Source organism: Escherichia sp. MOD1-EC6842 (genome assembly GCF_002965705.1).
Taxonomy (GTDB): Bacteria; Pseudomonadota; Gammaproteobacteria; order Enterobacterales; family Enterobacteriaceae; genus Escherichia; species Escherichia ruysiae.
In genome coordinates this window covers 66,724-87,530 of sequence record NZ_PTRF01000003.1, presented here as the reverse complement: position 1 = coordinate 87,530, position 20,807 = coordinate 66,724, and the positions used below count along the sequence as shown (strand labels likewise).

The 20,807-nt window shown below is 51.3% G+C and carries 21 protein-coding genes and 3 pseudogenes; 9 read left to right on the top strand and 15 right to left on the bottom strand.

All coding sequences use genetic code 11. From position 1 onward, the window contains the following. Nucleotides 1-9: 9 nt before the first annotated feature. Nucleotides 10-1,029 carry an erythrose-4-phosphate dehydrogenase gene (gene epd, locus A7Z29_RS04755; protein ID WP_000218480.1) on the bottom strand — a complete coding sequence of 340 codons (1,020 nt, stop codon included), beginning with the start codon at nt 1,027-1,029 and terminating at the stop codon, nt 10-12. Nucleotides 1,030-1,400: 371 nt separating this feature from the next. On the opposite strand from epd, the gene A7Z29_RS04745 reads away from it, so the two are divergent. From A7Z29_RS04745 to A7Z29_RS04725, 5 genes are read left to right on the top strand one after another with little or no spacing between them, the layout of a single operon-like run. Then, entirely contained in the window at nt 1,401-1,832 is a 432-nt protein-coding gene (locus tag A7Z29_RS04745) for a PPC domain-containing DNA-binding protein (RefSeq protein WP_085461145.1), read from the top strand. A 22-nt stretch (nt 1,833-1,854) separates the two neighbouring features. Continuing rightward, complete coding sequence (locus A7Z29_RS04740) at nt 1,855-2,433, top strand: ECF transporter S component (protein ID WP_000124032.1); 579 nt, start codon at nt 1,855-1,857, stop codon at nt 2,431-2,433. Further along, entirely contained in the window at nt 2,434-3,141 is a 708-nt protein-coding gene (locus A7Z29_RS04735) for an energy-coupling factor transporter transmembrane component T (RefSeq protein ID WP_000553236.1), read from the top strand. Then, nucleotides 3,129-3,806, top strand: coding sequence for an ABC transporter ATP-binding protein (locus tag A7Z29_RS04730; protein WP_000256984.1), 678 nt, complete (start codon nt 3,129-3,131; stop codon nt 3,804-3,806). The genes A7Z29_RS04735 and A7Z29_RS04730 overlap by 13 nt, the downstream gene beginning before the upstream one ends. Continuing rightward, complete coding sequence (locus A7Z29_RS04725) at nt 3,800-4,477, top strand: ABC transporter ATP-binding protein (RefSeq protein WP_105289862.1); 678 nt, start codon at nt 3,800-3,802, stop codon at nt 4,475-4,477. The genes A7Z29_RS04730 and A7Z29_RS04725 overlap by 7 nt, the downstream gene beginning before the upstream one ends. On the opposite strand, the gene A7Z29_RS04720 is transcribed toward A7Z29_RS04725, so the two are convergent. The 7 genes and pseudogenes from A7Z29_RS04720 to cmtB form a co-directional block, all read right to left on the bottom strand. Next, complete coding sequence (locus A7Z29_RS04720) at nt 4,449-5,162, bottom strand: nucleoside/nucleotide kinase family protein (RefSeq protein ID WP_000687715.1); 714 nt, start codon at nt 5,160-5,162, stop codon at nt 4,449-4,451. The two genes, A7Z29_RS04725 and A7Z29_RS04720, sit on opposite strands and share 29 nt — an antisense overlap. Next, nucleotides 5,159-5,668 carry a fumarase E gene (gene fumE / locus A7Z29_RS04715; protein WP_105289861.1) on the bottom strand — a complete coding sequence of 170 codons (510 nt, stop codon included), beginning with the start codon at nt 5,666-5,668 and terminating at the stop codon, nt 5,159-5,161. The genes A7Z29_RS04720 and fumE overlap by 4 nt, the downstream gene beginning before the upstream one ends. A 21-nt stretch (nt 5,669-5,689) precedes the next feature. Then, the gene (locus tag A7Z29_RS24020) at nt 5,690-5,788 is read right to left on the bottom strand and encodes a hypothetical protein (protein ID WP_250146959.1); all 99 of its coding nucleotides are present in this window, start codon (nt 5,786-5,788) and stop codon (nt 5,690-5,692) included. A 43-nt stretch (nt 5,789-5,831) separates the two neighbouring features. Then, nucleotides 5,832-6,005 (bottom strand): annotated as a pseudogene (locus tag A7Z29_RS24015) (fructose-bisphosphatase class II); the annotation flags it as partial. Next, nucleotides 6,002-7,279, bottom strand: a complete 1,278-nt coding sequence (locus A7Z29_RS04705) for a zinc-binding dehydrogenase (RefSeq protein ID WP_105289860.1) — start codon at nt 7,277-7,279, stop codon at nt 6,002-6,004. The pseudogene A7Z29_RS24015 and the gene A7Z29_RS04705, both read right to left, overlap by 4 nt. Nucleotides 7,280-7,293: 14 nt before the next feature. Beyond that, nucleotides 7,294-8,682, bottom strand: a complete 1,389-nt coding sequence (cmtA, locus tag A7Z29_RS04700; protein ID WP_000428775.1) for a PTS mannitol transporter subunit IICB — start codon at nt 8,680-8,682, stop codon at nt 7,294-7,296. 27 nt (nt 8,683-8,709) lie between these two features. Beyond that, nucleotides 8,710-9,153, bottom strand: coding sequence for a PTS mannitol transporter subunit IIA (gene cmtB / locus A7Z29_RS04695; protein WP_001236693.1), 444 nt, complete (start codon nt 9,151-9,153; stop codon nt 8,710-8,712). 406 nt (nt 9,154-9,559) lie between these two features. On the opposite strand from cmtB, the pseudogene A7Z29_RS23460 reads away from it, so the two are divergent. Next, nucleotides 9,560-9,717, top strand: a pseudogene (locus A7Z29_RS23460) (prohibitin family protein); the annotation flags it as partial. Between the two features lie 217 nt (nt 9,718-9,934). Here the strand turns inward: A7Z29_RS23460 and tkt are convergent. Continuing rightward, nucleotides 9,935-11,926 carry a transketolase gene (tkt, locus tag A7Z29_RS04685; RefSeq protein WP_000098618.1) on the bottom strand — a complete coding sequence of 664 codons (1,992 nt, stop codon included), beginning with the start codon at nt 11,924-11,926 and terminating at the stop codon, nt 9,935-9,937. A gap of 277 nt (nt 11,927-12,203) precedes the next feature. Here tkt and loiP point away from each other — a divergent pair, with 277 nt between their 5' ends. Continuing rightward, a complete protein-coding gene (gene loiP, locus A7Z29_RS04680) occupies nt 12,204-12,962 on the top strand; it encodes a metalloprotease LoiP (RefSeq protein WP_010347931.1) in 759 nt (252 codons plus the stop codon). A gap of 95 nt (nt 12,963-13,057) precedes the next feature. Here the strand turns inward: loiP and speB are convergent, their stop codons facing one another. The 6 genes and pseudogenes from speB to A7Z29_RS23615 form a co-directional block, all read right to left on the bottom strand. After that, a complete protein-coding gene (gene speB / locus A7Z29_RS04675; protein ID WP_000105566.1) occupies nt 13,058-13,978 on the bottom strand; it encodes an agmatinase in 921 nt (306 codons plus the stop codon). Nucleotides 13,979-14,113: 135 nt separating this feature from the next. Further along, a complete protein-coding gene (locus A7Z29_RS04670) occupies nt 14,114-14,845 on the bottom strand; it encodes a hypothetical protein (RefSeq protein WP_105289859.1) in 732 nt (243 codons plus the stop codon). A 143-nt stretch (nt 14,846-14,988) separates the two neighbouring features. Next, a complete protein-coding gene (gene speA / locus A7Z29_RS04665; RefSeq protein ID WP_010347927.1) occupies nt 14,989-16,965 on the bottom strand; it encodes a biosynthetic arginine decarboxylase in 1,977 nt (658 codons plus the stop codon). An 8-nt stretch (nt 16,966-16,973) separates the two neighbouring features. Next, nucleotides 16,974-17,105, bottom strand: a complete 132-nt coding sequence (yqgB, locus tag A7Z29_RS04660; protein ID WP_001338822.1) for an acid stress response protein YqgB — start codon at nt 17,103-17,105, stop codon at nt 16,974-16,976. Between the two features lie 94 nt (nt 17,106-17,199). Then, nucleotides 17,200-17,343 (bottom strand): hypothetical protein, encoded by a 144-nt coding sequence (locus A7Z29_RS23620; protein WP_272941840.1) that lies wholly within the window; start codon nt 17,341-17,343, stop codon nt 17,200-17,202. Between the two features lie 110 nt (nt 17,344-17,453). Continuing rightward, a pseudogene (locus tag A7Z29_RS23615) lies at nt 17,454-17,705 on the bottom strand (hypothetical protein). A 55-nt stretch (nt 17,706-17,760) separates the two neighbouring features. Between A7Z29_RS23615 and metK the strand changes: the two are divergent. Both metK and galP read left to right on the top strand, forming a co-directional pair. Further along, the gene (gene metK / locus A7Z29_RS04645; protein WP_001062128.1) at nt 17,761-18,915 is read left to right on the top strand and encodes a methionine adenosyltransferase; all 1,155 of its coding nucleotides are present in this window, start codon (nt 17,761-17,763) and stop codon (nt 18,913-18,915) included. Nucleotides 18,916-19,397: 482 nt separating this feature from the next. After that, on the top strand, nt 19,398-20,792 hold the full coding sequence (gene galP / locus A7Z29_RS04640) for a galactose/proton symporter (protein WP_001112301.1): 1,395 nt from the start codon (nt 19,398-19,400) through the stop codon (nt 20,790-20,792). Nucleotides 20,793-20,807 lie beyond the last annotated feature (15 nt).

Below are 20,807 nucleotides of genomic sequence, written 5' to 3'. Positions count from 1 at the left end.
GCTTGCGTCTTACCTGAAAGCAACAGTAGCCATAGCTAACGTCGTGTCGAGCATTCGGTTAGCAAAGCCCCATTCGTTATCGCACCAGACCAACGTTTTGATCAGGTGTGCGCCACTGACCCGGGTTTGAGTGCCATCGACAATGGCACTGTGCGGATCGTGGTTAAAATCTACAGAGACCAACGGCAATTCCGTATAGTCAACTATACCATGAAATGCACCTTGTGCTGCTTTTTGCAGCAACAGGTTGACTTCATTGGCTTTTACAGGTTTCTTCACCGTCACGCTTAAATCGATTGCCGTCACATTTATGGTTGGCACACGTACCGCAATCGCTTCAAAGCGATCGTTAAATTGCGGAAAAAATCGTGTGATACCGGCGGCCAGTTTGGTATCGACCGGAATGATCGACTGGCTGGCTGCCCGGGTGCGACGCAGGTCAGGATGGTATGCATCAATAACCTGTTGATCGTGCATGGCGGAGTGAATTGTGGTCACAGTGCCGGACTCAATACCGTACGCATCATCTAACAATTTGATGACGGGAATTATGCAATTCGTGGTACAGGAAGCGTTAGAAACGATGCGGTGTTCCGCACGAAGTTGATCCTGATTGACGCCGTAAACAACGGTCGCGTCGAGATCGTTACTGCCAGGATGTGAAAAGAGCACTTTTTTAGCCCCGGCGGCAATGTGCGCTTCGCCATGCTCGCGGGAGCCATATACGCCGGTGCAGTCGAGGACTACATCAACGCCAAGTTCACGCCAGGGGAGCGATTGCAGTGAACGTTCATGCAATACGCGGATGGCGTCATCACCAACAAAAAGTTGATCGCGTTCCTGACGTACTTCCCATGCAAAACGGCCATGACTGGTGTCATATTTCAACAAATGCGCCATGCCCGCAGCATCCGCCAGTTCGTTGATTGCCACCACGGTAATTTCCGCCCGGCGTCCGGATTCATACAAAGCACGAACCACATTACGCCCGATGCGACCGAAGCCATTTATCGCTACGCGTACGGTCATAGATCTCCTGCAAGGTTTTCCCTGAGCAAATTTGCCAGACAGAGTAATCCAGCAAATCGTCCGGGGAAACCTTACCTGTCGCAAACTGCGACTGATTGGTTAATTGTCGAACATTTAATCGACTGAAACGCTTCAGCTAGGATAAGCGAAACGTGGAATAAAAGGAATGATTGTCCAGTCAAAGAAGACAATTATCTGACTTACGTCACGTTTTCAGCCCCGCCCCTGTGGAATTTATTCCACTTTGCAGAATCACGAATAAGCGTAGCAAAATCTTTTCGTTGTGCCGTCACAAACCCTGACTTATATCAGAATATGACTGATGCAGCGTCGATATTATCCGCAATACGTCCGAGTTTCGGAGTACTCCAATGATGACATTGCCCTACCCATATTCTTCCTCCGCACGCTTTTACGCGCTGCGCCTGCTCCCCGGGCAGGAAGTTCTCTCCCAATTGCGCGTCTTCGCGCAGCAACAACAACTCCACGCCGCGTGGATTGCAGGTTGTACCGGCAGTCTGACTGATGTCGCTTTGCGCTATGCCGGGCAAGAAAACACCACCCTTCTAAGCGGTAAGTTTGAAGTCATCGCACTGAACGGCACGCTGGAACAGAGTGGTGAGCATCTTCATCTCTGCGTTTCCGATCCACACGGCGCGATGCTTGGCGGTCATATGATGCCCGGCTGTACCGTGCGCACCACGCTTGAACTGGTGATCGGCTGCCTTGAGGAACTGGCGTTTAGCCGCCAGTCTTGCGCGCTTTCTGGTTACGACGAGTTGCATATTTCCCCCGTTAAATAACTACTTTCAGAGAGGTTTTCTTATGGCGCGTCGCCGCTTTTCCAGTCAGGCACTGGTGTTGATCGTTATCTCTATCGCCATCAATATGATCGGCGGGCAACTGGCCAGCATGGTCAAATTACCTATATTTCTCGACTCCATCGGCACACTTATTAGCGCGGTACTGCTTGGTCCGGTGATCGGGATGCTGACCGGCTTACTGACCAATTTACTCTGGGGATTGCTGACCGACCCGATCGCCGCCGCATTTGCGCCCGTCGCGATGGTCATCGGCCTGGTCGCCGGTTGGCTGGCGCGAGCGGGTTGGTTTCGCACCCTGCCGAAAGTCGTTGTCAGCGGCGTGATTATTACGCTTGCGGTCACTGTCGTTGCTGTACCGTTACGTACTGCTCTGTTCGGCGGTGTCACCGGTAGCGGAGCCGATTTGTTCGTTGCCTGGATGCACTCTATGGGGCAAAACCTGGTGGAGTCGGTGGCGATTACGGTGATAGGCGCAAACCTGGTCGATAAAATTCTTACAGCGGTGATTGTCTGGCTTTTACTGCGCCAGCTGCCGATTCGCACCACGCGTCATTTTCCGGCAATGGCTGCCGTGCGCTAAATGCATCCGTTTACCTCATTAACGCTGTGGGCGCTGGCAGCCTGCACCACGCTAATCCTGCCCGCGCAGACCATTTTGCCAGTCTATAGCGCGGCGACCTTTCTCTGCCTTATTGCGTTAAAGGCCACGCGGCGGCGAGCAAAATATGTCGCCTGGCTGATGTTTTCGCTGGGGGGCGGCCTGTGGCTGGTGCACGGTGGCTGGCTGACAGAATGGATAAGCGGAACACCGCGCAACCCAGAACGTTGGGCATTTGCTATTACGCTCTGGCTGCGCATTCTGGCGATTGTTTCCACTTCGCAGTTGTGGATGCAGTACGTCCCCGTGCAACGATTTATCCGCGCTTTGTTTGCTTCTCGCCTGCCGCCGGGCGTCGCTTATCTGTTTGCCGGACCGCTGCTGGTCGTTGAGCAGTTAAAACGGCAATTAGCGATTATTCATGAAGCACAGCGTGCGCGTGGCGTGCCGCTGGATGAAAGCTGGTATCAACGCTTATGTGCGATGCCGGCGTTAATCATACCATTAACCCATAATGCGCTTAACGATCTGGCGATCCGTGGTGCGGCGCTGGATATGCGGGCATTTCGCTTACATAACCGGCGCACTACGCTATGGGCACCACCTGACAGTAAATTACAAAAAGTGGCTCGTTACACCATGATATTGCTGATGCTGGCAGAACCGGGAGTGTGGCTATGGTTACGTTAGAACAGTTTCGCTATTGCCCGACGCACTCAACGCACTCTCCATTCTGTTATGACTTTCACTATGACAACCCGGGGATGGTCGCCATTTTTGGAGACAACGGCAGCGGCAAAAGCACGCTGGCGCAACTGATGGCGGGTTGGTATCCAGACTTCCTGCCGGGTGACATCGCTGGCACGGGAATGCTCCTCAATACGCCCATTGGGCAACTCTCGCTAAGCGAACAAGCCGCTACCATTCAACTCGTCCAGCAATCTCCCTATTTGCAGCTTTCCGGCTGTACCTTTAGCGTGGAAGAAGAGGTTGCCTTTGGGCCAGAAAATCTGTGTCTTGATGAAGCAAAAGTTATGGCGCGCATTGACGCTGCCCTGACCCTGACCGAGTGCCAGCCGTTGCGTCATCGCCATCCGGCAACACTCTCCGGTGGAGAAACCCAACGCGTGGTTATCGCCTGTGCAATCGCTATGCAACCAAAACTATTAATTCTTGATGAAGCCTTTAGCCGCCTGACATCACAAGCCAGCGAAATTCTGTTGCAGCGTTTGCAGCACTGGGCGATGGAATGCGGTTCGCTGGTTATTCTGTTTGAACGTCATCCCACACCTTTTCTGAACTATTGCCAGCATTCCTGGCGGTTACATGACGGAGTACTCCAGCCATTATGTTAACGTTAAATCAGGTGACTTATCGCTGGCCTGGCGCGGCAACAGATTGTCTTTGCGACATTTCGCTGCAACTTAAACAAGGTGAATGGCTGGCGCTGACCGGCGACAACGGCGCGGGAAAATCGACACTGTTACGCATCATGGCGGGTCTTCTTCCCCCATCTTCCGGTACAGCAATATTGCAACAACAGGCATTACATACGCTTAAGAACCGCCAGCGCGCGGCAAAAATTGGCGTACTGTTTCAGGAAGCGGAAAACCAGTTGTTTCATAGCACCGTCGCCGAAGAGGTCGCCTTTGGTCTGAAATTACAAAAATTCTCACCCGCAGACATCGCAAAACGCACCGAATACGCCCTGCAATGTTGTCAGTTAGCAGACGTTGCCAGCGCGCATCCGTTAGACCTGCATAGCGCACAGCGACGGATGGTCGCCGTCGCCAGTCTGGAAGCTCTCGCCCCGTCACTGTTGTTGCTGGATGAACCCAGTCGGGATTTTGACGAAAACTGGCTGGGCGTGTTTGAGTGCTGGCTGGAAAAATGCCGCCAACGAGGCGCGAGTGTCGTGGCAATCAGTCATGACGCCGCATTTACCCGGCGTCATTTTTCCCGTGTTATCCGTCTGGAAGACGGCACTGTGAAAGAGGTCAATCTGCCAGACGATATTCGCCGCTAGCCGTCATCATTAAGGTCAAATTTGCGGGCAGACTCTGTTCAAGCACCCGGCGAACATTTGGGCCGTCGGTACGTTCATAAAAGGCTTCAGCGTCTGCCAGCGATAACCCTCCCGCCAGCTTGCGCCCCACCAGCCGTTCCCGTAACGCAGCTGCGGGCGCGTTGATAAAGATCGAGAAATCACAAAATTGCGCAAGCATGCGCCATTTCTCGTCATCCAATAACAGCCAGTTTCCTTCTACGATAATGATCGGTGCAGTAACGTGTAATGCATCTTCTATGGGATCATGCTTTTGTCGATCGTACTGCGGCCACGTACAATCCCCTTCCACTGCCCGGCGCAGATTTTCCGCCAGTTTCGCCACGTCGAACGTCTGCGGTGCGCCTTTATAAGAGCGAAGCTGATGCTCATCCAGCCAGATGTTGTAATGGTGAAAACCATCCATCGGGAGCGTCTGAATAGCGGGTAGTTCCGGGTCTTGTTGCGCGAGATATTCCCAGAAGGTGGTTAGGGTAGATTTACCCGTCCCCGGCGGAGCGCAAAGAAATACCACCGCACGCCGCTGTGGATTTACCGTCTGTAAGGCCGCCAACATGCGCAGCAACGGTTTATGTACATTTTTTATCTCATCATCATGGTACTGCGCCTGTACCTTCAGCCCATTCACCGTTAATTCAATTTTCACGGCGTTAATTCCTTTAAGGTGGTCGTTACTGCCAGCGTCAGCGCCGTTTTGACCATCCTGCTAAAACGCACCTCTGACCAGACGGCGAAATCGGCGAACTTCATCGCTTTCAACGCGTCATAGAGCGTCGCATTGCGGGTTATACTATTGACGTTGCTGATAAAATCCCAGGTTATGTCATCGGCAAATCCTGGGGGGGCATCCTGTTCGTTCAGGTAATGCCAGAACTGGGAAAAATGCGTGATATCGGCGTACAGCCATTTATCCATTTTCCCCAGCGCATAAATCAAACGCAGCGCAACATCAATATCGTCAAGCGGGCCGCTTTGGGCGAGTAACGGTTTCACTGCATATTCGACGATCTCTTCATCGTTATCGACAAATAGCGACGGCAGAAACTGGCGTATCCCCTGGAGCAAAATAGAATGCGCAGTTTTCATAAATGAATATAAATTGTCCTGTGCGTCCAGTTGCTCAAGCACATCATCTTCTGTCAGCGTCGCCATTCGTCTTCCGATAGATCACCATCAATGCAGGGAATCAATTATATTACACGTTTGGTCCGCGCCGCCGATCAGTAATGTCTGCGTCCGCACTCCATTCGCCGTCTGTTGTATACCGTTCACCAGCTCTCCGCCCGTGACGCCTGTGGCGCTAAAGAGGATATCTTTCCCCCTCGCCGATAACCACTCGTCCACGAAAAGCGACGTCGTTTAATGCCTGGCGCATCGCAGTGACCGCCAGGCCATCAATTTTATTTTTATCGCCACATCCGGTTTGCGGCCAGGCAGCCAACGCTGCCTGTTCCGTAACGCGAAATAATGGCCACGCCAGGGACATCATTGCGCGGCCTCCCCGATATCAACGCCAAATTGCGCCAGCAGATATTTCTCGGCCTGTTCATTCCAGATGCCGTGCGTTTCCTCAACCAGCCGCGCCAGCTCTTTAAACAGCGGATCGGTTTTGCCTTTTTCGGCAAAATCGGCAATGGCAGTGAGCGGCATGGTGACGCCGTTATAAATGAGTTTTTTACCGCCAGGGATATCCGGCAGATTGAGCACGGTTTCTGGCACCGCATCCAGGCCACCGATATGGGTCACCATAAACGACGGCTGTAACTGCCCAGTGGCGCTAAGGGCAATCGCCTCTTTCATGTCATCCGTTGAACCGCCGGATGTACCGACGACGTGCGTGCTGTTGTAATGGACGTTGTAGAAGTTAAACGGCACTTTGAAGTTTTTATCCGTCGGGCCGGCAAAGAAGTTCAGGCAGCCGTCTTCTGCCAGCAACTCATCAGCCATCTCAACTACCGAAGGCACCGCCGCATAGACAAACACGTCATCGAACCCGGTATCTCCTGTCAGCGTCCGCAGCGTCTGGACTGGATCGCTCATCCCTTTGGTATTCACATACACCAGCTCAATGCCTTTACTGGCCGCCAGTTCTACCGGCAGCAACTTCTGCACCTGTGCCAGGCGTTTTTCGTCGATATCGACCACCACTACCCGCGACGGTTGTATGCCGCCGTTAATGGCGTAATCGATAGCGCCAATTCCCATCGGGCCAGCACAGGCCAGCAGCGCAATATTGCCGCCAGGTTTGACGCCCATGCGGTGCTCATAAACATATTGCGTGGTGTGATAATTGGCATGATAAGCGCCAATTATGCAACACATCGGCTCCGCGAGCGACGCCGCTGCAAAATAAGAACCGTGATACGGTAATACACAGCCCAGGTTAATGGCGATTTCGGGAATAATCATATAGGTGGCATTACCGCCGAAATATTCGTAGCTGTATCCGGCTGAATATCCACTGGGTAATCCCATTGCTGGTTGCAATACAAAACGCTGGCCTTTTTTATATTTGCCAGTGAGATTTTTACCCACTTCGACAATAACCCCGGCACATTCATGCCCGGTAATGACCGGATGATTTTCTAAATCGTCGGGTACGCGTTTATGTTCACTACCGAGTAACGCCGCTTTCCAGGTCGATAAACAGACGCTGTCAGAAATTACACTCACTAACAGTTCATTATCGGTAATTTCTGGCAGTTCAAATTCGCGCAGACGGACATCCCGCTTGCCATAAATAGCAGCAACTTTGGTTTTCATTTTTACCTCTGTAATCAGTGTTTATGTTCGGCGGTTAATTGATTAAATAACGTGTCGAGCTTTGGATCACCAATATAGTTATTAATCAATATCAGCGGTTTATCCGTCACACGTTTCACGCGTCCTTCCAGACTGGCGTGTGTGACCACAATATCGGCATCCGCAGGCACGTTTTCTATCGCGTAATGTTTTACTTCTATTGCCAGCCCCGCTTTTTCCAGGCGCTTACGGAAGGTGGTTGCGCCCATCGCGCTGGAGCCCATCCCCGCATCGCAAACAAAGGCAATACGCTTAACCCGGCATAACGAGAATGCACCTTCTTGTTTCATCGCTTTAACCGCATTGGCTGACTGAGCAAACTCATCTTCGCTCTCCGTTTCCACCGTTTTTTCCATCTTCAGTATCAGGGAAGTGATGGCAAAGGACACCAGAGTACCGAGCGTAACACCGGCGATTGTCGCTAGGAACGAACCTTTCGGCGTCAGTGCCAGGTAGGCAAAGATAGACCCCGGACTTGGGCCTGCCACCAGACCACCGTCCAGCAAATTAAACATCCAGGTTCCAGACATACCGCCCGCAATCATGGCGATAATGGTCAGCGGCTTCATCAGCACATACGGGAAATACAGTTCGTGGATGCCGCCAAGAAAGTGAATAATCATCGCCCCGGGCGCAGAACGTTTACTCATACCTTTACCAAACAAGGTAAACGCCAGCAGCAACCCCAACCCTGGCCCCGGATTCGACGCCACCATAAAGAAGATGGATTTGCCGTTAACCGAAGCCTGTTGCATCCCCAACGGGTAATAGACGCCCTGATCTATCGCGTTATTGAGGAAAAGCACTTTCGCAGGTTCATTGATAACAGACAGCAGAGGCAGATATCCCGCATGTACCAGCGCCTCAATACACTCTTTGACGAAAGTATTGGCAATTAACACCGCTGGACCGATAACTTCAAAACCTAGCAGGCAGAGAGCCATCCCGGCGATACCTAATGAGAAGTTATTGATAACCATCTCAAAACCAGCGGGGATGCGTTTTTCCAGTGCCTTATCGATATATTTAATCATCAGACCGCCAAGCGGTCCCATAATCATCGAACCCAGGAACATGGGGATTTCAGCACCCACAATTACACCAATCGTCCCTATTCCCCCCATCACCGCACCGCGTTTACCGCCGACCAGGTGACCACCGGTAGAACCAATCATCACCGGTAATAAATAGGTAATCATTGGGCCGACAATTTTGGCGAAATGTTCGTTAGGCAGCCAGCCGGTAGGAATAAATAATGCAGTAATAAAACCCCAGGCAATAAAAGCACCGATATTGGGAATGACCATAGCGGTCAAAAAGCCCCCAAAAGCCTGAACCTTTGCACGAGCAGACTTGTTTTCCATAATATTATCCTGTAGAGGAGAGAGTTATTATTCGCGGCTGATAATGTCCGCTAATTGTTTTTCTGATGATGCTGTTAAGAGTTGTTCAAGTATTTCTTCTTCGCACAGTAATTCACTTAACGCCTGAATAGCGCCAATGTGCGAATCGGCATCGGCAGCAGAAAGCCCGATGAGTAATTTAATCGGTTCGTCATTCCCAGGGAAATAAACACCTTGTTTAAGTAACGTCAAAGACATTCCGGTTTTGAGCGCCCCACATTCTGGTCGCGCATGAGGCATTGCTACGCCTGCTGCGAGAATATAATAAGATCCGTTGTTAATGGTGGAATCTTTAATAGCCTGAATGTAATTCTCGTTGATATAATTTTTTGTTAATAATGATGCCATCGAAAAATCAATAGCCTCCTGCCAGTCTTTAGCTGCATGTATCACTGAGATTGATGATTCTGGAAAATAATCAATAAGCCGCATAAATTATCCCTATTTTTAGAGTACCGACTGTCGGTGAAAATAAAATACGCGCGCAAAAAATTGAAAGCAATTGGGCTAAAAAGGCGAACCACCAGAAGAGGAAAAGTAAACAAACCATAAATAACAATAAGTTGCGATTAACAATTATAAAGTCAACTTTCTGTTTGTGAGTTGGATTGCAAATAAGACAAATTTATGATTGTTGTGTTTGTGATCATGTTCACCATTTATAGCTTGAAAGTCCGAAAACAGATAAAATTAAATCTTACAGCCCCTTCTTTATAGATTCTTAATTGTTCGAGGTTGACTGTTATTCTCACATCAGGGGGGCATATTCCTTGCTTTGCTCAATTTCTGACGCTTATGAGAAGTCGATTGAAGATCGAATGAAAGCGGAGACTATTGCGTAAGAAGTGCGGCTGAAGCCGAAACTATTCGCCTGCGGGGTGAAGCTCTGCGGGACAATCCCGGTCTTGTGCCCTTACCACTGCTGAGCGTTGGGATGGCAAATTACCCGATACCATGAACCCCGGCAGTACCGTTCCGTTTATCTCGACCAAGTAAAAAGAGCCGCGTTTGCGGCTCTTGAGACTGATGGCAAAGGCTAAACTGCCTGATGCGCTACGCTTATCAGGCCTACACAGTCCCTGCAATTTATTGAATTTGCATGATTTTGTAGGCCGAATAAGGCGTTCACGCCGCATCCGGTATGAACAACACGCACTTTGCCAACAATATGAAGGGCTGCTTTCGCGACCCTTCTCACAAAGCATCTTACCGATTACAGCAGTTCTTTTGCTTTCGCTACCACGTTTTCAACGGTGAAGCCGAACTCTTCAAACAGTTGCTCTGCCGGTGCAGATTCACCGAAGGTGGTCATGCCGACGATAGCACCGTTCAGACCAACATACTTGTACCAGTAGTCAGCAATACCCGCTTCTACTGCAACGCGTGCAGTAACCGCTTTCGGCAGTACAGACTCACGGTAAGCAGCGTCCTGCTTGTCGAATGCGTCGGTAGACGGCATGGAAACCACGCGCGCTTTCACGCCTTCGGCAGTCAGTTTTTCGTAAGCGGCAACAGCCAGCTCAACTTCAGAACCAGTAGCAATAAAGATCAGTTCCGGCTGACCGGCACAGTCTTTCAGCACATAACCACCGCGCGCGATGTTTGCCAGCTGCTCTTCAGTACGTTCCTGCTGCGCCAGGTTCTGACGGGAGAGGATCAGGGCGGTCGGGCCGTCCTGACGCTCAACGCCGTATTTCCACGCTACAGCGGATTCAACCTGGTCACACGGACGCCATGTAGACATGTTCGGGGTCACGCGCAGAGAAGCAACCTGCTCAACCGGCTGGTGAGTTGGGCCATCTTCGCCCAGACCGATGGAGTCGTGGGTGTAAACCATCACCTGACGCTGTTTCATCAGCGCAGCCATACGTACCGCATTACGTGCGTATTCTACGAACATCAGGAAGGTGGAGGTGTACGGCAGGAAGCCGCCATGCAGGGAGATACCGTTAGCAATCGCGGTCATACCGAACTCGCGAACACCGTAGTGGATGTAGTTACCGGCAGCATCTTCGTTGATTGCTTTAGAACCAGACCACAGGGTCAGGTTAGACGGAGCCAGGTCAGCGGAGCCGCCGAGGAATTCCGGCAACAGCGGACCGAACGCTTCGATGGCATTCTGAGACGCTTTACGGCTGGCGATTTTCGCCGGATTAGCCTGCAACTTCGCGATAAACTCTTTCGCTTTCGCGTCGAAGTCAGACGGCATTTCGCCTTTCATACGACGGGTAAATTCAGCGGCTTCCTGCGGATAAGCTTTCGCATAAGCAGCGAATTTCTCGTTCCATGCGGATTCTTTCGCCTGGCCTGCTTCTTTCGCATCCCACTGAGCATAGATTTCAGACGGGATTTCGAACGGTGCATATTTCCAGCCCAGCTGTTCGCGGGTCAACGCGATTTCAGCGTCGCCCAGCGGCGCACCATGGGAATCGTGCGTACCAGCTTTGTTCGGCGAACCGAAACCGATGATGGTTTTACACATCAGCAGGGACGGTTTGTCAGTCACTGCACGCGCTTCTTCTACTGCGCGTTTGATAGATGCCGCGTCATGACCGTCGATATCACGAATAACGTGCCAGCCGTAGGCTTCGAAACGCATTGCGGTATCGTCGGTGAACCAACCTTCAACGTGACCATCGATAGAAATCCCGTTGTCATCGTAGAACGCAATCAGTTTGCCCAGCTTCAGCGTGCCCGCCAGAGAGCAAACTTCGTGGGAAATGCCTTCCATCATGCAGCCATCGCCCATGAAGGCGTAGGTGTAGTGGTCGACAATGTCGTGACCCGGACGGTTAAACTGCGCCGCCAGCGTTTTTTCTGCAATCGCCATACCGACTGCGTTCGCAATACCCTGCCCCAGCGGACCAGTGGTGGTTTCTACACCTGCGGTGTAGCCCACTTCCGGGTGGCCCGGAGTTTTGGAGTGCAGCTGACGGAAGTTTTTCAGTTCTTCCATCGGCAGATCGTAACCGGTGAGGTGCAGCAGGCTGTAAATCAGCATGGAGCCGTGGCCGTTGGACAGCACAAAGCGGTCACGGTCAGCCCAGGACGGATTCTGCGGGTTGTGTTTCAGGAAATCACGCCACAGGACTTCGGCAATGTCAGCCATACCCATCGGGGCGCCCGGGTGACCGGATTTGGCTTTCTGTACTGCGTCCATGCTCAGCGCACGAATAGCATTGGCAAGCTCTTTACGTGAGGACATTTTGACTCCAGATCGGATGATGAAGGGCACGCCCTTAACGACTTGACGACAGCGCGTTTTGGGCTACGCCGGAAAATTTGCCAACAATTTACCGCAAGCCGCGCGTCATGTACATGGAACATCCTTTTGCCGCTTCAGAAATCTCTGGATCATGCTCGCATGTTGCGCAATCTGCTCGCCCGTCCGCTGCGCTTTTCCTTATACTGAGACTGAGCGTCGATTCACCTGCAAACGGCGCATTTTTAGAATAATCCTGACCTTGTGCGGAAGAGAAAACATGAAAATTCGCGCCTTATTGGTAGCAATGAGCGTGGCAACGGTACTGACCGGTTGCCAGAATATGGACTCCAGTGGACTGCTCTCATCAGGAGCGGAAGCTTTTCAGGCTTACAGTTTGAGTGACGCCCAGGTGAAAGCCCTGAGCGATCAGGCATGTCAGGAGATGGACAGCAAGGCGACGATTGCGCCAGCCAATAGTGAATATGCTAAGCGTCTGACCACCATAGCCAACGCGCTAGGCAACAATATCAACGGTCAGCCGGTGAATTACAAAGTGTATATGGCGAAAGATGTAAACGCCTTTGCAATGGCCAACGGCTGTATCCGCGTCTATAGCGGGCTGATGGATATGATGACGGATAACGAAGTTGAAGCGGTGATCGGTCACGAAATGGGGCACGTGGCGTTAGGCCATGTGAAGAAAGGGATGCAGGTGGCACTTGGTACAAACGCCGTGCGAGTAGCTGCGGCCTCTGCGGGCGGGATTGTCGGCAGTTTATCGCAATCACAACTTGGTGACCTGGGCGAAAAGCTAGTCAATTCGCAATTCTCTCAACGCCAGGAAGCGGAAGCGGATGATTATTCCTACGATTTGTTGCGCCAACGCGGCATCAGCCCGGCAGGTCTCGCCACCAGCTTTGAAAAACTGGCGAAACTGGAAGAAGGTCGCCAAAGCTCAATGTTTGACGACCATCCGGCATCCGCCGAACGCGCCCAGCATATTCGCGATCGTATGAGCGCGGATGGGATTAAGTAAGGTCCGGTAGTACCGAACGTAGGTCAGATAAGGCGTTCACGCCGCATCCGACATTAATGGCACATTTGTTACACCGTGCGCATCTTATCCGGCGCTTACTCGCCCTTTTTCGCCGCCTGAATATACAGCATCTCCAGCGCCAGCGTCGCTGCTGCCAGAGCGGTGATTTCCGACTGATCGTATGCCGGAGCCACTTCCACAACGTCCATCCCAACAATGTTGAGATCTTTCAGGCCGCGTACCAGTTTAATGGCGCGATCGGAGGTCAGGCCGCCAATCACTGGCGTACCGGTTCCTGGCGCGAATGCCGGATCAAGACAGTCGATATCAAAAGTCAGATAAACCGGCATATCACCCACAATCTGTTTCACCTGGGCGATAACATCATCCACGCTGCGATCGTTCACCTGGCAGGCGTCCAGCACGGTAAAGCCGTTGTCTTTATCAAACTCGGTACGAATACCAATCTGCACGGAATGATTCGGGTCAATCAGACCTTCTTTTGGCGCGGTATAGAACATCGTGCCGTGGTCAAATTCACAACCGTTCGCATAGGTATCGGTGTGGGCGTCAAAGTGCACCAGCGCCATTTTGCCGAAATGCTTTGCATGGGCGCGCAGCAGCGGCAGCGTAACAAAGTGGTCACCACCGAAGGAGAGCATACGCTTACCGGCAGCCAGCAGTTTCTCGGCGTGCGCCTGCAATTTCTCGCTCATCTCACGGGCATCGCCGAAGGCATATACCAGATCGCCGCAGTCCACGACGTTCAGGCGCTCGCGCATGTCGAAATTCCACGGGAAACGGTTGTGTTCCCAGGCCAGGTTAGTTGATACCTGACGGATAGCCGCCGGACCGTGACGACCACCCGCACGACCAGAAGTGGCCATATCGAACGGTACGCCGGTAATGACCCAGTCAGCATCGCTGTCATACGGCTGGAAGTTCATCGGCAGGCGTAAAAAACCAAAGGCGTTGGAAACCAGTGAGTTATCGTATTGATGCCCTAAGGTGCTCATGGATGGACTCCTCTTACAAAGTCGATATAAAAAAACCCTTCCGCGTCGTTAGGCCCGACGAGGAAGGGTTGGATTTGCGAAACACAAGTTTGCGCTAATTATCGCCTTAAATGGGCGAGGCATCAAGCGAGGTTGCTATTTACGACACGGTGGCGGCGCATAGCCATTGTTGTCAGCCGGAAAGGCTTGTCCAGAGCACGGCTGCAGCGCGTTTTTCGCCGGGCCTTGCAATTCAAAGGCGGCAAAGCCGATCACCCCGGTATTACGCACATCGCCTTGCGCCGAATTGGCGGCGTAGGAATCTGCAACATTGGCGAACTGAAAAGCCGCTTCGGTATGTTTATCTTTGCGGAATCCTTTAATCGCTAACGAATCACCGGCATTCACAATATAGCCATTGTTATTCAACGAACCTTGTTTACCATTCAGAACATCCAGGCCATCAACCGTAGCAACGATCTCGTAGTTAGTGTTCCGGCTGTAGTTACGGACATATAATTGATAATTCATCCCGACTCTGGCATGAACAATATATCGCGGTTCATTATTTGATGAATCATAAACTCGCGTAATAGGTAGAGAATTAAAATTTGCATCACGAATAGCATATTCCAGTTCGTTAATGCGAATGCTATAAACACGGTCGTAGCCGGAAGGAATATTTGTCGAATAATTAATAACGATCATCTCTGCCGGATCGCGCCAGGCGCGTTCAGCAGATACGCCCTGAACCGTTGAATGCACATCCCCACCCCAGGCGGTGCCGACATTGCCCGATGCACTGCTATTATACTGCGCATTACTTGAGCAACCAGCCAACAACACGATTAATGCCACCAACGCGCTACGTACTTTCCATTTTTTCATAACCGTTCCCTCTGCATTTAATTAATGCAGTGATTGTAGGGTGATTATTTAATAAGAAAAGCAGCCAAATTATTTTTAAGAATATATAAAAAAAATGGGTCGATTTAATCATTTAAATCGACCCACCAGCGGAATAATCTTAATTATTCATCTTCAAGATAGGTATAACCGTACAACCCTGCCTCGAACTCTTCAAGGAACTGTTGTTGCAGCTCAGCATCAAGATCGGTTTTCTTCACTTGATCACGGAACTGGGTTAACAGCGTTTTCGGATCGAGCTGTACATATTGCAACATGTCCGCAACGGTATCGCCTTCATCAGACAGCTCCACTTCTACGCTACCGTCAGGGAAGACAAACACATCTACCGCTTCGGTATCACCAAACAGGTTGTGCATGTTGCCGAGGATCTCCTGATAGGCACCGACCATAAAGAAACCGAGCATCGGCGGATTCTCTGGATCGTACTCCGGCATAGGCATTGTCGTGGCAATACCGTCACCATCGATATAGTGGTCGATAGCACCGTCAGAGTCACAGGTGATATCCAGCAATACGGCACGGCGTTCCGGCACTTGATCCAGCCCTTCCAGTGGCAGAACCGGGAACAACTGGTCGATCCCCCACGCATCCGGCATCGACTGGAACAGCGAGAAGTTGACGTACATTTTGTCCGCCATACGTTCCTGCAATTCATCGATAATCGGACGATGAGCGCGATTTTGCGGATCCAGTTGCTTCTGCACTTCATGGCACATGCTCAAATAAAGCTGCTCAGCCCATGCGCGTTCTTGCAGGCTAAAGGTGCCGGAAGAGTAGCCGATATGAATATCGTGCAGATCCATCTGGCTGTCGTGTAACCATTCACGCAGAGAACGGCGAGTTCCCGGTTCGTGCATCTCCTGCCAGGTTTCCCACATGCTTTGCAGTGCGCGCGGCGCATCTTCTGCGGGCGCGGTCGGCACCGTGTATTCGTTACGTTCCACGCCGATGATATTAGACACCAGCACGGTATGGTGCGCAGTCACCGCACGACCCGATTCGGTGATTACCGTCGGATGCGGCAGGCCATTTTCTTCACAGGCATCGCCAATCGCCCAGATGATGTTGTTGGCGTATTCATTGAGGCCATAGTTCACCGAACAATCGGACTGTGAACGAGTGCCTTCATAATCCACGCCCAGGCCACCGCCGACGTCAAAGCACTGAATATTGACGCCGAGCTTGTGTAGCTCAACATAGAAGCGTGCAGATTCCCGAACGCCGGTAGCGATATCGCGAATATTCGCCATCTGCGAACCGAGGTGGAAGTGCAGCAGTTGCAGGCTGTCGAGACGTCCGGCTTCACGCAGCGTTTCAACCAGTTGCAGTACCTGGGTTGCCGCCAGACCGAACTTCGATTTTTCCCCGCCGGAAGACTGCCATTTGCCAGAACCTTGTGAGGCCAGACGCGCGCGCACACCCAGACGCGGAACAACGTTCAGGCGTTCAGCTTCATCCAGCACAATGGCGATTTCTGACATTTTCTCAATAACCAGATAGACCTTATGGCCCATTTTCTCGCCAATCAGCGCCAGGCGGATATATTCGCGGTCTTTATAACCGTTACAGACGATAACGCTACGGGTCATGCCTGCATGAGCCAGCACCGCCATCAACTCGGCTTTTGAACCTGCTTCCAGTCCCAACGGTTCACCTGAATGAATCAGGGATTCAATCACGCGACGATGCTGGTTAACTTTAATCGGATAAACGAGGAAGTAGTCACCGTTATAACCGTAGGATTCCCGCGCACGTTTAAACGCAGCATTAATGGAACGCAAACGGTGCTGGAGGATCTGCGGGAAGCAGAACAGTGCTGGCAGGCGCTGCCCTTGCGCTTCGCGGGTTTTCACCAACTGCGCGAGATCGACGCGAGCTTCCGGGACGTCCGGGTCCGGGCACACGCTGATGTGACCCAGCTCGTTAACGTCATAGTAGTTATTGCCCCACCAGGCAATATTGTAAGTACGCAGCATCTTGCTGGCTTCCTGGGAGCTCATTGCAACCTCCTGCATGGAGCGTAGTACACCGTGTTCGCCCGCTGACGAAGGCAAACTCATAGACATGTCGTCAGACATAGCGAACCTCAAATTATTTTATTAAGTGTAAAACAGTTAACCACTATCGCAGCCTGAAACTGCGATAACAACCCATAAGCACACGGATTTTCCAGCAGCGTATGCTGACGCTCCGACTGCGCAACCGGTTTCTTTTTCATAACATTATTAAACACATAACCGAACGTAAGTGTGACAGTTCGGCGAAACCACGAGAAAACTCTTGTTTTTTACAAGAGCGCCCTTGTTCAGTCTTCAGTAACTGTTGCCAGCTCTTGAATCCTGAGAAGCGCCGAGATGGGTATAACATCGGCAGGTATGCAATGCAGAGATGCAGAATGCGGGGAACGAATCTACACCAGAACGGTGCGACAGATTAAGCAGCAGACAACGATTCATTATTTCGTATCACCTCCACGGCCGCCTGCGAAGACGAACCAACAAGCTAAAACACTGATTTCAACCCGGCTGGAAGTGGCAACACGAAAGAAACGTCGTGTGCTTTTTATTTAAGCCGCGCGCCGCGTTTTATACCCCACAATGGCAGAAAATTGCAAAAGATAAATGCGCAGAACGCCAGCATTGTCAGGAAAAATTTCCAGCTACGTTTTTAGCAGAATGAGACACGATTCAAAAAAAAGTGGAAATTGGGTGAAGAAGTGACCTAAAATAGCCGTCCAGATGTTAATCCATCCATACTGATTAACACTCAGACTGCCAGTGTTTTTAATCTGCAGAGTCGTGGTAGGATCCGCTACCACAGAAAATCCACACAACAGTTTGAGCTAACTAAATTCTCTTTTGGTGATATTAAATATGGCAAAACACCTTTTTACGTCCGAGTCCGTCTCTGAAGGGCATCCTGATAAAATTGCTGACCAAATCTCTGATGCTGTTTTAGATGCGATCCTCGAACAGGATCCGAAAGCACGCGTTGCTTGCGAAACCTACGTAAAAACCGGCATGGTCTTAGTTGGCGGTGAAATCACCACCAGCGCCTGGGTAGACATCGAAGAGATCACCCGTAACACCGTTCGTGAAATTGGCTATGTGCATTCCGACATGGGCTTTGACGCTAACTCCTGTGCGGTTCTGAGCGCCATCGGCAAACAATCTCCTGACATCAACCAGGGCGTTGACCGTGCCGATCCGCTGGAACAGGGCGCGGGTGACCAGGGTCTGATGTTTGGTTACGCAACCAATGAAACCGACGTGCTGATGCCAGCACCAATCACCTATGCACACCGTTTGGTACAGCGTCAGGCTGAAGTGCGTAAAAACGGCACTCTGCCGTGGCTGCGCCCGGACGCGAAAAGCCAGGTGACTTTCCAGTATGACGACGGCAAAATCGTCGGCATTGATGCTGTAGTGCTTTCCACCCAGCATTCTGAAGAGATCGACCAGAAATCCCTGCAAGAAGCGGTGATGGAAGAGATCATCAAGCCGATTCTGCCCGCTGAATGGCTGACTTCCGCAACCAAATTCTTCATCAACCCGACCGGACGTTTTGTTATCGGCGGCCCGATGGGTGACTGCGGTCTGACTGGTCGTAAAATCATCGTTGATACCTACGGCGGCATGGCTCGCCACGGTGGCGGTGCGTTCTCTGGTAAAGATCCATCAAAAGTGGACCGCTCCGCAGCCTACGCGGCACGTTATGTAGCGAAAAACATCGTTGCTGCAGGTCTGGCCGACCGTTGTGAAATTCAGGTTTCCTACGCGATCGGCGTGGCAGAACCGACCTCCATCATGGTCGAAACTTTCGGTACTGAGAAAGTACCTTCTGAACAGCTGACCCTGCTGGTACGTGAGTTCTTCGACCTGCGTCCATACGGTCTGATTCAGATGCTGGATCTGCTGCACCCGATCTACAAAGAAACCGCAGCATACGGTCACTTTGGTCGCGAACATTTCCCATGGGAAAAAACCGACAAAGCGCAACTGCTGCGCGATGCAGCCGGTCTGAAATAATCTTTTATCCCTGCTTTCAAAGGCCAGCCTCGCGCTGGCCTTTTCTTTTCTAGAGAAATGCCTGATGCGCTACGCTTATCAGGCCTGCAACCATCGCTACATGTAGACTGGATAAGCCGTTCACGCCGCATCCGGCAAAAAGCCGCCTACACGATAGCAACATTCCGTTGCTGAACACGTTTACCCGCAAATTATCACCACTACTGAAACCGATTACACCCACCACACCAACAAAATATTTATACTATTTTCACCATATTATTCAGTTTTCACAGCTGTTACATTTCTTTTCAGTAAAGTCTTAATTGCAGATAACTGCGTTTAATCTATGATGATATAACTCAATTATTTTCATGTACTTAAATTATAATCACTATAAATGTTAGTGTAAGCGATTACACTGATGTGATTTGCCTCACATCTTTTTACGTCGTACTCACCTATCTTAATTCACAATAAAAAATAACATATTGGAGGGCATCATGCCTGACGCTAAAAAACAGGGGCGGTCAAACAAGGCAATGACGTTTTTTGTCTGCTTCCTTGCCGCTCTGGCGGGATTACTCTTTGGCCTGGATATCGGTGTAATTGCTGGCGCATTGCCGTTTATTGCAGATGAATTCCAGATAACCTCGCACACGCAAGAATGGGTCGTAAGCTCCATGATGTTTGGTGCGGCAGTCGGTGCGGTAGGCAGTGGCTGGCTCTCTTTTAAACTCGGGCGCAAAAAGAGCCTGATGATCGGCGCAATCCTGTTTGTTGCCGGTTCGCTGTTTTCTGCGGCTGCGCCGAACGTTGAAGTGCTGATTCTTTCCCGCGTTCTGCTGGGGCTGGCGGTGGGTGTTGCCTCTTATACCGCGCCGCTTTACCTCTCTGAAATTGCACCGGAAAAAATTCGCGGCAGTATGATTTCGATGTATCAGCTGATGATTACCATCGGCATCCTCGGTGCTTATCTTTCTGATACCGCCTTCAGCTACACCGGCGCATGGCGCTGGATGTTGGGTGTGATTATCATCCCGGCAATTCTGCTGCTGATTGGTGTCTTCTTCCTGCCAGACAGCCCACGTTGGTTTGCCGCCAAACGTCGCTTTGTTGATGCCGAACGCGTGCTGCTGCGCTTGCGCGATACCAGCGCGGAAGCGAAACGCGAACTGGATGAAATCCGTGAAAGTTTGCAGGTTAAACAGAGTGGCTGGGCGCTGTTTAAAGAGAACAGTAACTTCCGCCGCGCGGTGTTCCTTGGCGTACTGTTGCAGGTGATGCAGCAGTTCACCGGCATGAACGTCATCATGTATTACGCGCCGAAAATATTCGAACTGGCGGGTTATACTAACACCACAGAGCAAATGTGGGGGACAGTGATTGTCGGCCTGACCAACGTACTCGCCACCTTTATCGCTATCGGCCTTGTTGACCGCTGGGGACGTAAACCAACGCTGACGCTGGGTTTCCTCGTCATGGCTGCGGGCATGGGCGTACTCGGCACAATGATGCATATCGGTATTCACTCACCGTCGGCGCAGTATTTCGCTATCGCCATGTTGCTGATGTTTATTGTCGGTTTTGCGATGAGCGCCGGTCCGCTGATTTGGGTACTGTGCTCCGAAATTCAGCCGCTGAAAGGCCGCGATTTTGGCATCACCTGCTCCACCGCCACCAACTGGATTGCCAACATGATCGTCGGCGCAACGTTCCTGACCATGCTCAACACGCTGGGCAACGCCAACACCTTCTGGGTGTATGCGGCTCTGAACGTGCTGTTTATCCTGCTGACGCTGTGGCTGGTGCCGGAAACCAAACACGTTTCGCTGGAACATATTGAACGTAATCTGATGAAAGGTCGTAAACTGCGCGAAATCGGCGCTCACGATTAATCTCCTCAGGCTTCC